The organism is Gammaproteobacteria bacterium (assembly GCA_014075255.1).
GTDB lineage: Bacteria > Pseudomonadota > Gammaproteobacteria > UBA4575 > UBA4575 > JABDMD01.
Window position 1 is genome coordinate 1,924,047 of the sequence record CP046178.1, and the last position, 13,421, is coordinate 1,937,467.

General features: G+C 39.8%; 16 protein-coding genes. 5 read left to right on the plus strand and 11 right to left on the minus strand.

Annotated elements, in window-relative coordinates:
- Positions 1–29: 29 nt before the first annotated feature.
- Positions 30–740 carry a 1-acyl-sn-glycerol-3-phosphate acyltransferase gene (locus GKR92_09800; protein ID QMU62771.1) on the plus strand — a complete coding sequence of 237 codons (711 nt, stop codon included), beginning with the start codon at positions 30–32 and terminating at the stop codon, positions 738–740.
- A gap of 15 nt (positions 741–755) precedes the next feature.
- Here GKR92_09800 and GKR92_09805 read toward each other — a convergent pair whose 3' ends face one another.
- The 4 genes from GKR92_09805 to GKR92_09820 are packed head-to-tail and all read right to left on the minus strand — an operon-like array spanning position 756 to position 4,247.
- On the minus strand, positions 756–1,148 hold the full coding sequence (locus GKR92_09805) for a hypothetical protein (GenBank protein ID QMU61973.1): 393 nt from the start codon (positions 1,146–1,148) through the stop codon (positions 756–758).
- On the minus strand, positions 1,145–2,188 hold the full coding sequence (locus GKR92_09810; protein QMU61974.1) for an NADP(H)-dependent aldo-keto reductase: 1,044 nt from the start codon (positions 2,186–2,188) through the stop codon (positions 1,145–1,147). Before GKR92_09810 ends, GKR92_09805 begins: the two co-directional genes overlap by 4 nt.
- 14 nt (positions 2,189–2,202) lie before the next feature.
- Entirely contained in the window at positions 2,203–3,324 is a 1,122-nt protein-coding gene (locus tag GKR92_09815; protein QMU61975.1) for a histidine kinase, read from the minus strand.
- 29 nt (positions 3,325–3,353) lie between these two features.
- Positions 3,354–4,247, minus strand: a complete 894-nt coding sequence (locus tag GKR92_09820) for a phosphoribulokinase (GenBank protein QMU61976.1) — start codon at positions 4,245–4,247, stop codon at positions 3,354–3,356.
- A gap of 366 nt (positions 4,248–4,613) precedes the next feature.
- Between GKR92_09820 and sulP the strand changes: the two genes are divergently transcribed.
- Positions 4,614–6,398, plus strand: coding sequence for a sulfate permease (gene sulP, locus GKR92_09825; GenBank protein ID QMU62772.1), 1,785 nt, complete (start codon positions 4,614–4,616; stop codon positions 6,396–6,398).
- Here the strand turns inward: sulP and trmB are convergent.
- The 4 genes from trmB to thiS all read right to left on the minus strand — a co-directional run bounded on the left by trmB (position 6,382) and on the right by thiS (position 8,837).
- Positions 6,382–7,056 carry a tRNA (guanosine(46)-N7)-methyltransferase TrmB gene (trmB, locus tag GKR92_09830; GenBank protein QMU61977.1) on the minus strand — a complete coding sequence of 225 codons (675 nt, stop codon included), beginning with the start codon at positions 7,054–7,056 and terminating at the stop codon, positions 6,382–6,384. The two genes, sulP and trmB, sit on opposite strands and share 17 nt — an antisense overlap.
- A 47-nt stretch (positions 7,057–7,103) precedes the next feature.
- The gene (locus tag GKR92_09835) at positions 7,104–7,922 is read right to left on the minus strand and encodes a thiazole synthase (GenBank protein QMU61978.1); all 819 of its coding nucleotides are present in this window, start codon (positions 7,920–7,922) and stop codon (positions 7,104–7,106) included.
- Positions 7,919–8,122 (minus strand): hypothetical protein, encoded by a 204-nt coding sequence (locus tag GKR92_09840; protein QMU61979.1) that lies wholly within the window; start codon positions 8,120–8,122, stop codon positions 7,919–7,921. The genes GKR92_09835 and GKR92_09840 overlap by 4 nt, the downstream gene beginning before the upstream one ends.
- Positions 8,123–8,636: 514 nt before the next feature.
- Complete coding sequence (gene thiS, locus GKR92_09845; protein ID QMU62773.1) at positions 8,637–8,837, minus strand: sulfur carrier protein ThiS; 201 nt, start codon at positions 8,835–8,837, stop codon at positions 8,637–8,639.
- Positions 8,838–8,933: 96 nt separating this feature from the next.
- On the opposite strand from thiS, the gene thiO reads away from it, so the two are divergent.
- On the plus strand, positions 8,934–10,025 hold the full coding sequence (gene thiO / locus GKR92_09850) for a glycine oxidase ThiO (GenBank protein ID QMU61980.1): 1,092 nt from the start codon (positions 8,934–8,936) through the stop codon (positions 10,023–10,025).
- Positions 10,026–10,156: 131 nt separating this feature from the next.
- Positions 10,157–10,534, plus strand: coding sequence for a transcriptional repressor (locus GKR92_09855; GenBank protein QMU62774.1), 378 nt, complete (start codon positions 10,157–10,159; stop codon positions 10,532–10,534).
- A 7-nt stretch (positions 10,535–10,541) separates the two neighbouring features.
- Here the strand turns inward: GKR92_09855 and GKR92_09860 are convergent, their stop codons facing one another.
- Together GKR92_09860 and GKR92_09865 are read right to left on the minus strand one after the other, a co-directional pair.
- A complete protein-coding gene (locus GKR92_09860; GenBank protein QMU61981.1) occupies positions 10,542–10,760 on the minus strand; it encodes a hypothetical protein in 219 nt (72 codons plus the stop codon).
- 184 nt (positions 10,761–10,944) lie between these two features.
- The gene (locus tag GKR92_09865) at positions 10,945–11,628 is read right to left on the minus strand and encodes a cupin (protein ID QMU61982.1); all 684 of its coding nucleotides are present in this window, start codon (positions 11,626–11,628) and stop codon (positions 10,945–10,947) included.
- Between GKR92_09865 and GKR92_09870 the strand changes: the two genes are divergently transcribed.
- Positions 11,590–12,150: a paraquat-inducible protein A gene (locus GKR92_09870; GenBank protein ID QMU61983.1), complete on the plus strand. Its 561-nt coding sequence runs from the start codon at positions 11,590–11,592 to the stop codon at positions 12,148–12,150. The genes GKR92_09865 and GKR92_09870 overlap by 39 nt on opposite strands.
- Here the strand turns inward: GKR92_09870 and GKR92_09875 are convergent.
- On the minus strand, positions 12,147–12,953 hold the full coding sequence (locus GKR92_09875) for a sterol desaturase family protein (GenBank protein ID QMU62775.1): 807 nt from the start codon (positions 12,951–12,953) through the stop codon (positions 12,147–12,149). The genes GKR92_09870 and GKR92_09875 overlap by 4 nt on opposite strands.
- Positions 12,954–13,421: the final 468 nt, after the last annotated feature.

Below are 13,421 nucleotides of genomic sequence, written 5' to 3' on the forward strand. Positions count from 1 at the left end.
ATTTTCAGAAGATTGTTTACTGACTGATGTTGCAAACTTTACGATCGTGGCTGTTCTTAGTAGGCATGGCGGTGCTTACTTTCTTTTTTGGCTTTACATCCCTGCTCACAGTTGTTCTGCCTTATAGAGTGCGATATCGATTCATTACTTATTGGAGCGCTAGCAACTTATGGTGGCTACGAATTACTTGTGGATTAAATTTTCAGGTAATCGGTAAAGAAAACATTCCTGATCATCCCTGTATAGTCATGTCTAATCATCAATCTACTTGGGAAACCATGGCAATAGGGCCTATCTTCCCGCCATTAACTTGGGTGGTTAAAAGGGAGCTGTTTTTTGTGCCCATTTTCGGCTGGGGCTTAGCGCTCACCCAACCCATTGCTTTAAACAGAAGTGCTGGAAGAAGAGCGGTCGATCAACTAGTTGAGCAGGGTGTAAAAAAAATAAGAAAAGGCCGCTGGATACTTATTTTCCCCGAAGGCACGCGCACCCCACCTGGTACCAAACGTAAATTTAAAATTGGCGGCGCAATGTTAGCGGAAAAATCAGGGGCACCAATCATTCCTGTTGCGCATAACTCAGGCACTTTTTGGGCGCGCAAACAACTCACCAAAAAATCCGGTACGATAAATATGATTATTGGTCAGGAAATAATTACTCAAGGGAAAACAGCCGAGCAAATCAATCAAGAAGTGTACGAATGGATTAGCGCGCAGCGCGACGCAATGGAAATCGAATAACGATACCTATGTCAGTTAGTTGTTACTTAAAGAAAAATATTTTCTGGCTGATGGTAGCGATAAAAAGATAACTGCAATAAATGCTAAGAAAATGTAAATCACACACAAATACTCTAGCAAACCAAAACCATTAACTTCCCCATCTTCGTTTGGTCTAAGTCCAACATATAATATTAATGCAATGGTGAGGCCTGAAATTACAAAAACGACATAGGCGCCGACCCTTGCAATATGATGTTTTTTTATTAAACCTACTGCAATCAAAATTGTAGCCACACCAATAAAAATTGATGTAAACCCACTGTATGCGTAGATGGTTATAAAACCATAATAGATTGTAAATAATCCTTCCAATGCACAGAATATTGCAACTAACCAAACGCCAACATTAATGCTATTTGTATTCATGGGCAGGGGTTAGGGTTTTTCAGATGAACGCATTCAATTTTTTCTACGACTTCAACCGGTAGCTTTACATCAATACTGTCAATGTTTTCTTTGAGTTGCTGCATACTTGTAGCTCCAATGATATTTGCAGTAACAAAAGGACGTGTGTTTACGAAAGCCAATGCCATTTGTGCAGCAGTATACCCATACTCGCCAGCTATGTTTACGTAAGCTGCAGTCGCACTTATACCTTGATGATTACTATAGCGAGTAAAACGATCAAATAAGGTCAGACGAGCATTAGTAGGCGAACTATGCATGTATTTTCCACTAAGCATACCAAAACCTAAAGGCGAATACGCTAATAAGCCCATGTGTTCACGATGGGAAACTTCTGCCAAACCAATTTCGTAAGTACGATTCAACAGGCTATATGGATTTTGAATACTTACCATTGCAGGCCAACCGTTTTTTTTTGCTAGCAATTGATACTGCATTGCACCCCATGGCGTTTCATTGCTGATACCTAGATGACGCACTTTACCTTGTTCAACTGCTTTAATTAAACATGCATACGCATCTTCCATAACGTTAGTAGTTGTTATCTCTGTTTCTTCACCATTGAATTCATAGCCCAAAGGGCCAAAATAGTTAGTATTTCTTGCCGGCCAATGTATTTGATACAGATCGATATAGTCTGTTTGCAGACGTTGTAGACTTGCGTCTAATGCAGCATTAATTTGTTCAGGTATTAATTGCACGCCACCGCGCAAATACGGCATCATCCCAGGCCCAGCAACTTTCGTGGCAAGAATAATTTCTTTACGCTTTCCAGTTTTTTTGAGCCATGTGCCTATATATTCTTCGGTTTTACCTTGCGTATGTTCCAACGGCGGCACCGGATACATTTCTGCAGTATCAAAAAAATTTACTCCCTGCGTGACCGCGTAATCCATTTGCTCATGCGCTTCAATCTCCGTATTTTGTTCGCCATAAGTCATAGTGCCTAAACAAATCTTACTAACACGGATACCTGTTTTGCCTAGTTCATTAAATTGCATAGGTTAAATATATATTAGCTAAACAATACGAGCACGCCCGTATAGCCATACAAGCGATTATGGAAAATTTCGCCATTTGCGAAAAATCCAACTAACGGAAATTCACCCAGCTCGTCTTGAATCATTATTAGTTCTTCTGAGTTATCTCCAAATTGATAACGACCACGACCAAGACAAGTATAATACAAACCACCGCGCGGGATTCCCTGTAGACGTGATTTCATCGTGGCCAACATTCTTAACATATCTTCACTTGCGCTATTACCATCACGTCGGCAGAACATAAATTTGCTGCCCTCATATAAATAGTCGCCCACTGCAATTACTTTTTCTTCTTCATCAAAACCAATAATATTTCGTACCAGATAATCGCCCGTATCAGAAAACTCGATCGGCATCCCCGCAAAAATATAACCCGCAATTTTATTTAAATCTTTCGCCAACACCTCGCCTACATCTTCACGCAAAACATCCAGAGCAGGGCGGCCATCCAGCTCAATTAGTAAATTACGTTCCGCTCTGGTAATTACATGCTGCTTGTCTAACGGCGTACATCCTTGGGTATGGCCAATTACAGTTTTGATTTCGGGCGAGAAAAATATACCTGACACGCTACCTTGAATAATTTCATTTGCAACTTGGTAGTTTTCAAAATTAGATGAAGTTAATCCTCCCACTAAATATGCAGAAGGGACCATTTCAGAAATTTTGTCTATAATGTTCGGTGTAGCAGGGTTGCTGGGGTCGCCATGGATAATACCCACATGCGGCAACTCTTCTTTGCAGTAACTAGAGACTTCTTCAAGAAGTTTTTCTTCATCTGCATCATTACTACCAATTATTGAAAATTTTTTCGCGTCAATATCGGTTAGCATGACTACCAATGTAGGTGCGTCATAATATTCAGTTCCTGTACTACACACTCCCATTCCAAGAGTGCCCAACCAGTTTTGTATACCGGTTTCTTGTTTTAATCGGCCAATAATATTCTCTAAATCATCTCCTAATGTGTCATTTGCATAGACAAAACCAAGCTGATACATACCACGCACATTGCCTAGCTGTTGTAAGCAATCGTTAACCAATTTGCGAGGCTCAGGCCCAGTTGCTACACCAAGTAGAAATGGCGCATTCATGGCGTTAACTTATTAATCATTATAATAATTCAACTTGCTTGAGATTTAAGTAATGAATATTTATCTACCAGCATTTTTATAGCCGGTGTAAGTAAAATTTCCATCGCAAACGCCAATTTATCTGCCGGCATTACGAGTTGATTCGATTTGATGTTAAAAGAATTTTCAATTTTCCCACGTAATTCATCAATGCTTAAGGTAAATTTTTCTGGTCTACGCATGTGCACAATCACTACACTCTCATGCGAATTTGGTATTTCTTGATAATCAAATGGATTAGAAGTGTCTACTATTGGAACTCGCTGAAAATTAACATCAGAACGAGAGAACTGGGGAGCAATAAAAGTCGCATAATCTGGCATTCGTCGCACGATAGTATTAACGATGTCTCTGTGTGAATAACCTCTTTCTGCACTATCGCGATGAATTTTTTGTATCCATTCCAAATTTACATTGGGTGCGACACCGATAAGCAAGTCAACGTGCTGTGCAACGTTTATGTCTTCTGTAACGTATCCACCATGCAAGCCTTCGTAAAATAATAGATCACTGCCAACAGGTATTGCCTGCCATTTCGTAAACTCGCCTCTACCCAGTCCCGGATAAGGCGCTGCTTCTTCTTCAGTGTGCAAATAAATACGCCTCTCGCCTACACCTGTCTCTGAATACTCGCGAAACAGTCTTTCTAGTCGATCGATATAATTACCTTCTGGAGAAAAGTGTGTCATGCGGCGACCGAATAAATCTGGTACTTTGATGCGCTCATGCATTTCTGCACGGGTAAATTTATGGAAGCTGTCGCCTTCGATAACAGCAGGTCTTACGCCAATATTGGAGAAAATATATTCGAAAGCTTCGCGAACAGTAGAAGTACCAGCGCCTGAGGAGCCGGTTACTGCAATGATGGGATGTTCGATCGACATATACTCATCCTCAACTGATAGCTGTGTCTTACTATGCCAACTGCTTTAACCCTAGCAGGGGAGATAGTTCGCGACGAATAGTGGTTCACTCTACCGGTTTCCTGAAGCAAAACGAAATCTGTGTACTAGCTCAAAGCAAAAATATCTATAACTCTATATATTAGCTACGATTACATTTATGGCTTAATAGCGCATATCAGAATAGTTAGATAACTGCATAAAATTCTCTGCGGTATCTCCAGTATAGAATCTGACTATTTGCCAATAAAACTAATATTTATAGAATATCCGCCGCTATTTCGAAAGAGTAAATAGCGTGAATAGGAGTATCAGTTGATCACAGCACGACAATACACACGTGAATTCATCAGTCGATTTATTCCCTATTTGAATTGGCTTGGCGAATTAAAAAATCCCCAAACCATAGTAAAAGATTGTCTTGCTGGCTTAACGGTTGCGCTGGTATTAATCCCGCAATCCATGGCCTACGCACAGTTAGCTAATCTTCCCGCATATTATGGTCTTTATGCCTCTTTTTTACCGGTAATCATTTCTGCTCTTTTTGGTTCTTCTCGACAACTTCAAACTGGCCCTGTAGCTGTGGTTTCACTCATGACTGCAGCAGCATTGGAGCCTTTAGCCACTGCAAACCCTGAAGGCTATTTAGTTTATGCTGCTGTGCTCGCCTTCATTGTGGGCATATTTCAAATATCGCTGGGCTTGCTGCGCCTAGGAGTATTAGTTGAATTTTTATCTCATTCCGTAGTCATCGGTTTCACCAATGCTGCCGCTATCATCATTGGTACTTCACAGTTAGCAAAACTTTTTGGTGTTACCGCTGAATCTGGCAATCATTTTTATGAAACTATCTGGAATGTTCTTGTAGAAGCGAGTAAACATACTCACTTTCCAACTCTAGCGATGGGTATTGCAGCACTAGTAATCATTTTTACTTTAAAAAAATATGCTCCCAAAGTCCCTGGGGTTCTTACTGCTGTAGTTATCACAAGCATAGTTTCTTGGGTAATAGGATTTGAAACGCTTGGCGGTAAAGTAGTGGGTGTCGTACCAGCCGGGTTACCAAGCCTTGGTATACCAAATTTTGATATGTCAGTAGCTTTGGATTTAGTATCAAAAGGTATCGTAATAGCAGTTATCGGTTATATGGAAGCGATCTCTATTGCCAAAGCAATTGCAGTACAAACTAGACAACGTATTGATGCAAACCAAGGATTAGTAGGGCAAGGCTTAGGTAATATTGCTTCAGGGTTATCTGGCGCATATCCCGTTGCTGGATCATTCTCTCGCTCTGCAGTGAATATAGCCGCTGGAGCGAAAACAGGCTTTGCTGCAGTATTTACCGGTGTGTTAGTTGCAGCATCCTTAGTATTGTTATATTTCAGCCAATACCTTTATCACCTTCCACAAGCAACTCTAGCGGCGGTTATTATTTCAGCTGTTATCAACCTTATTCGAATCAAACAAATTAAATACGCGTTTCGAGTACATACGCACGATGGATTCATAGCCGTACTTACGTTTGCATTAACACTAATATTAGCCCCTCACTTAGAACAAAGTATTTTTGTAGGCGTTGTGCTTTCACTAGGTTTGTTCATGTATCGCACCATGCATCCCCATATCACTATTCTATCGAGAGCAGCCGACGGAGAGCTACGAGATGCCGGCTCCAATATATTAAAAACCTGTCCAAATATAACCCTTATGCGCTTTGAAGGGCCTCTTTTCTTTGCCAGTGCGATGTATTTTGAAGAAAAAGTTTTAGAACGCGTTGCTGCCAAACCTGATTTGAAATTTATTATTGTAGACGCTGAGGCGATTACAGAAATTGATGCAACTGGTGAGGATATGTTACACCAACTTTCGCTGCGTCTAGCTGCTTTACACATAGAATTTGTTTTCGCACGCACTAAACGACAAGTAATGGATGTGTTTGTGCGCACCGGTTTTGCAGGGCCTGATTGGTCCGATCATTTTTACCGGCATGATGAAAGCGCAATTGAATTTGCTTGGCAAAACATTAGCAATTGTGAGCAAGATGTTTGTCCACTTGCAAAAGATCACGAATGCCCGGCGCAACGTTTAACACCAATAAAACTAGATCCTTCTAAAACTAGCCAGTTTTCTTAATATAAACTAGGTCTGATACTTGGTGACCCAGCTTTTCACCGCGCCGCTCGAACTTTGTTTGTGGGCGTTGCTGTATCAAAGTAGATGTGGGCATCGCTGCAAACAAACCGCTTAGCTTTATTGTTTCTTGAATATGTTCGGCATAGGGCTGCCAATCTGTAGCGATATTTAGCTCACCCTCATAAGAAATTTTTTCAGCAAGTAACTTTAAAAAAGGCACTTGAATTAAACGACGCTTATGGTGACGTTTCTTTGGCCACGGATCCGCAAACCAAATAAAAACTGCTGCAAAACTGTTTGCAGTAATATTATTTTGCAGTATCTCAACTACATCAGCATCGATAACACGAATATTTTCTAGTTTTGAATTAAATGCATTTCTTAATAAACTACCAATACCTGGTCGATATACTTCGACGCCTAAAAAGTTTAATTTAGGATGCTGTTCTGCAAGCGTAACTAAAGACTCTCCATTACCAAACCCAATATCGAGTACTACGGGCTGTTTCTTTACAAATAAGGCATCAAAATTTAATTTTTCTTGTCCAATCTCTATTCCATAGTGTGGCCAATGTTGTTGCCATGCCTCACGCTGCGCTTTGGTAAAACGCCCTTCACGACGGACAAAACTACGGATAAATGAAGAAGATTGCTGCAAGAAATTTTACCGACATAAAGGTTCCTAATGGATGGCCAAATATACCGCTAGAAAAAGCTACCATCGATAGGTGAAGAGGCTGACGCATAACGACGTCGCGGCATTCGTCCTGCAAGAAACGCTTCGCGGCCTGCGGCAACGCCTTTATTCATCGCTGAAGCCATTAATACAGGTTTTTTTGCTTCGGCAATTGCAGTATTCATCAACACACCATCACAACCCAATTCCATTGCAATGGCCGCATCCGATGCCGTACCCACACCTGCATCAACAATGATAGGTACCGAAGCATTTTCAACGATAGTAATAATATTATGTGGGTTGCGCACACCCAAGCCCGAACCTATCGGCGCTGCAAGCGGCATTACCGCCACACAACCCAACTCTTCAAGCTGCTTTGCAATAATAGGGTCATCATTGGTGTACACCATAACTTGAAAATCTTCTGCAATAAGTACCTTTGCAGCTTCTATAGTGTCAATAACATTTGGGTATAACGTTTTTTCATCGCCTAGCACTTCAAGCTTCACTAGTGAATGTCCATCTAGTAATTCACGCGCCAGCCGGCAAGTACGTACCGCATCTTTAGCTGTGTAACACCCTGCAGTGTTGGGAAGGATGGTAAATTCACTTGGTGGAATCACTTCAAGTAAATTAGGCGTATCTTTATCTTGGCCAATATTTGTTCTACGAATGGCAACAGTAACAATTTGCGCACCACTGGCTACGATAGCTGCGCGTGTTTCTTGCAGATCTTTATACTTGCCCGTACCTACTAACAGACGTGACTCATAATTAATTTCTGCAAGGTTTAGAAAATCTTTACAAATATTTGATACAGAAGGGATAGCGGGATTTACTGTCATGATGATGCTTCTATGTTACATTCAAAATCATCGTATTTACGCGTTATTACCATACAGCCAATGAATAAATGCTGGTCTTCAAACTTCATTAATATTTTGATACTGGCGTTACTGCCAATCTTCATAATCGTACATGCATATTTACTACCTGAAGCCATTAGCGGCGCTGCGATAGCGGATGCTGGGTATATTTCTATCATAACACTGACCTTTGTGACATGTGCGTTTCTGTCACTTCTAATCCTCATTTTTAATACTGAATTAGATATTTCAAAACTTACCGCTACTACTTCAGCTTATATCTTATTAATATACTTTTTGCGCGAAGCAGATGTACATCGTTTATTTACCCTAGAGCATGTTACGCGGCCGAAATTTTATTTAATGCCAGAAGTTCCCATTTGGCAAAAAATATTTGCAGTGTTGGTATTTTCATTACTAGTTGTATGCATAGTATTTTTATTAGTTAAATATATTCGCAGTCTATGGAGGAAGTTCCGTAAGCTAGAGCCCTGGGTTCTAGCACTGTTTTTCTGGTTTATCGTTTTAGTAATATCTCAACTATGTGACAGATCTGATCTTAACCATACACATATCGGTAGAATTATCGAAGAATGTTGCGAATGTTGGGCCGCAATGTATTTATTTTTAAGCGTGCTTCAATGTATCCCTAGTCTAAATAAGCACGAAAGTGCCCACCACACATGACACAAGCTAGCCTCCACCAATTGCATGGATGATTTCTACTGCGTCACCTGGCTGAATGACATGCTGAGACAAAGTGCTCCTTGGCACAATCACCTGATTAATCTCTAACGCCAGCTTGTGCTCAGCGATACCCAATTGTTGCAATAACTGCTGAGCTGTCAGCTTCTCACCAACTGTCTTTGATTCGCCGTTAATAATAATCTGCATAGCCAAATATCTTACTTAGATCTCTTGTTAAGATAGCCAGTATATGTGTCGAGCTTACTTTTATATAGACTTCAAATAATCAGTACACTAAATTAAGTGCCAAATAAACTAGTTAATGTCTTTGATGTACTCATCGTAGGTGGTGGCATAATAGGTATGCTAACGGCCCGCCACTTGCACAGTGAAGGCTATAGAGTTGCGATAATTGAGAAAAGCAATCTAGGGGGCGAAGCAACATTGGCTGCGGGTGGAATATTATCAGCTCTTAACCCCTGGAAACAAAGTGCAGCAGCACAATATTTAATAGATGAAGGTAGGCAAAACTTTTTTTCGCTTGTAGAAGATTTAAAACAAGAAACCAATATTAACTCAGAGTTCATTCAATCGGGAATGTTGGTACTAGATGTTGATGAAAAGCAAGCTGCACAAGAATGGGCCAGGCAAAACAATGAGGTAGTAGAAATTCTTGCTCGGCAATCATTACTGGAGCATGAGGTAAATATTTCACCCATTTTTAAAGAAGCACTTTATTTGCCAAATATTGCACAAATCCGGCCGTCCAAACTTATTGATGCACTTCAGCAATCCTTACAAAATAATAAAATTGATGTTTTTGAGAACACTACGGTTAATGAACTTCTAATCGAAACTAATAAAGTTACGGGAACAGCCACACAAAATGGAAATCTTTATGCTGAAAAAGTAATTGTATGCGGTGGGGCGTGGACAAAGAATTTATTTCAAGAAAACAGTGATATTGATATTGCACCAGTACGAGGACAAATGTTGTTGTACAAATTACCTAATAAAATTCTTTCTCATATTATACTGAAAGATAAGTCATATTTGATCCCCAGACAAGATGGCCATATATTATGTGGCAGCACCGTAGAGCATGTGGGATTTGAAAATACAATTACACAGGCTGCGCGCCTAACTTTGCAAAACATTGCGCATGAATTAGTACCATCGATTGCAAAAATTAAACCGATAAAACAATGGTCCGGACTTCGTCCTGGTACACAGCGCGATGTACCATATATATGTAAGCACCCTCAGATTAGCGGCTTATATATAAACAGCGGGCATTATCGCCATGGAATTATTATGAGCATTGCCTCTGCCAGGATCATGACAGCGCTAATATCCAATTCGCTTAATACGTCACATATAGCAACATATTCTTAGTGGATAATTACATATTCACTTACATATACAAGGTGTTAGAACTGTAAATAGACTTTGTCTAAATTATGTCTATAATTCTAAGCATGCAAGGCCTCAAGAAATTCCCAAAGTCGCGTTCTGATGTAGTCGCTATGTTGCGTGATTCAGGCATTACACCAACTCATCAACGTATAAAAATAGGCGAGGTTTTATTTTCTTGCAAACAACATTTGTCTGCAGAGCAAGTATTAGTCGCTGTTAACCAAGATGACGATGAAGTTTCTAAAGCCACTGTATACAACACGCTTGGTGTATTTGCTCAACATGGGTTAATTCGTGAAGTGATCGTAGACCCCTCAAAAGTGTTCTATGATTCCAACCTAAGTAAACATCATCACTTATATTATTCTGATACTGGCGAACTAGAAGACGTAGCGAACGAAAGTGTAGAAATCTCAAAACTTCCAGAACTTCCTAGTGATCTAAAAATCGAAGACGTGGATGTAATTATTCGCGTACATCGAAACTAGAATACAACTACCACTTCTCCCAAATCTCAAATAAGGTGTGATTACCTTTCTTTCGTGTTCGAATTCCAGTTTGACGATCAATAGAATTAGCTTTTTCTACAGCTAAGTCATAAGCATTAGAGTTAGTATCACCCTCTCTTGTTTGAAAATACGTCACTAAAAACCAGCCACGTTTATTCAGAATGGCACTATCTTCACCATCCAATTTTTCTAACTCTTCACTCATACTCTACTTTCCTTCAACCAAAGATAAATTTATGTAGTTGTGTAGATTTAGATAAGGTATTGCAGCTACGCTAACATAGTCAATATTTTGACGCCACGATCCGTTCACATTCAGTCACTACAGTACGTAATTTAGCTTTACAATTATATGAAATACCGCATTTGTTTTAAAGTGTAGTTTCCACTTAAGTATTACGATATCCGTCCCCTAAGTGTCCGGTCTTCACATAGATCACACAACCCTGTTTAGTAAAAGGGGTATGAAAACTATCCGGTGGATTCCTCAACCAGGTTCCTTTTGGATAATATCCAAATTCATCTTCAAACGTACCCTCTAAAACAAATATTTCTTCGCCGCCTATATGGCGATGCGACCGAAAAATTGTATTCGCTTCCCACTTTACTAATGCAACGTGCTCATGAATGTGTTCATGCAATGGCATAACATTTAAACCCGGCACTAATCCGGGCAGCCATGTTTGTTGCTTAGTTTGGATTTGCAACGGCTTGGAATCACTCTCTTGAAATTGCTGTAATTTTACAAAGATGGTGCAACCGGCTTTGCTGAAGGGCGAATGTTTGGTGCCCGCAGGATTGCGTAGATAGCTCCCCGCCTCATAGTTACCACGATTATCAGAAAAAGTACCTTCTAATACTAATATTTCTTCGCCTTTAATATGCTGATGTGCTGGAAAGGCGCTATCAGCTTGGTAACGCACAATTGTGGTGACTGGCTCAGGCTTTGCATCAACTCTTTCTAAACGTTTTCGTAGTACGCCACCCGCTTCTGATGTTTCCCAGTCCATTTTAGCCGTTTCGATCACCACGCGTTGACTGTGATCTGCATTAAGTTCTTGTATCAATTTCATGTTTTAATAGCCACTTTAATACCATATTGGCTTATTTTAAACGTGCAACTTACTGCAAACAAAACTGTTTTATTACTATTGCTTGCAGTTGCAGGACTGTTACTTGCTATTGGCTTAGTTGCACCGATTATTACCTTTAAAAAATTCATATTAATTCAAAATACATTTTCGATTTTAACAGCTTGTTGGAACCTACTTAAGCAAGGCCAGGTTTTTTTATTTGCTGTAATTGCTTTATTTAGCATTATTATGCCAATCTTTAAACTATTCTTGTTAACCAAACTTGTATTGAGTAAATCATTGGTCAGTGGAAGCACGAAAAAAGTGCTAGAGCTAATGCACCGATTCGGCAAATGGTCGATGTTAGATGTTTTTGTAGTAGCAATATTAGTAGTAGTAATTAAATTGGGCGCAATAGGAAGCGTTGAAAAGCATATTGGTTTGTATGCCTATGCAGGAGCAGCTATTTTAATCATGCTGTTAACTAACAAAATAGTCCGTCATGCAGAGCAACAAGCTTAATCTGTTTTTCTGAATGGTTGCAACAGCAAGCGATCTAACCAAAGCTCGCGCTGCTTACGAAAGCTATCAATGCCTATCGTCATTCCGATATGTCCGGCCTTAGGCTGCGCACAGTAAGTTTTAAAAATGTAATCCCACCACGGTACATTAAAACCAAAGTTGCTATCCGTTTCCTCACGAATAATGGAATGGTGCACACGATGCATATCGGGTGTTACGATAAAAACCCGTAATACTTTATCAATATTTTTTGGAATACGAATATTTGCATGATTAAACAACGAAGTGGCATTAAGTAGCACTTCAAAAATAAAAACTGCAATAAATGGTGCGCCAATAGCCAACACAACAAACATTTTTATTCCCAGGGAAAAAACAATTTCCACTGGGTGAAAACGGATGCCCGTAGTCACATCAAAATCTAAATCAGCATGGTGCATTCGATGTAAACGCCATAATAAATGCACTTTATGAAATAATATATGTTGGATATAGATAGCAAGATCGAGCAGTAATAGCGCGATGATAATCGACACAACTACTGGTAGCTCAATTACATTTAGTAACCCAATGCTATTCCATTCAGCGCCAAAAGCGACGGCTATCAATGTACTTGGGATAAGTAACCTTGTAACGAGAACATTGATTGCACTAATCGATAAATGATTCAGCCAACGCACACTTTTCGGACTGGTTACTTTGCGACGAGGCGCAATTAGTTCCCACACTCCAAACACGGCAAATACGGCTATAAAAATACTCAGGCGTACAGCAACATCTCCATCTAGCAATAAATCAAACACGCCTTCGCTCCATATATCAGTTACTTTAGTAGAAACCAATAAGAATGCTATTCAGTATTATTTATGGGCTGAAGAATTTGTAACCGCAAATATAAGAGTAAGGGTGCCATCCATGGCTTGGGGACTTCCTTATGTTAGTAAGACTCTCTTGCTCAAGCTTAGTTCGAATATTTCACATGTAACGTGTAAAACTACGTCACAATCCTGAAGATAAAAATGCACATCTTATTTAGCTCCTAAATAGGCACGCACTTGTTTACATGTCTTTACAAACCAAGCAGTAATGAGTGGAATTAAAAACATAAAAAAGCGCTACTAAATATGAGGTTTTAAGCTTTTGTTAAGCTTATCTAGTGTTGTAAGTACCGCTGGAACTAAACAAAGTCGATTCGTGTCATAGAGTTATAATCCTTTTAGCCTTAGTGACCTGTGTACAGTATAGTAATTGCTGTGTTTTTAGGAAATTTC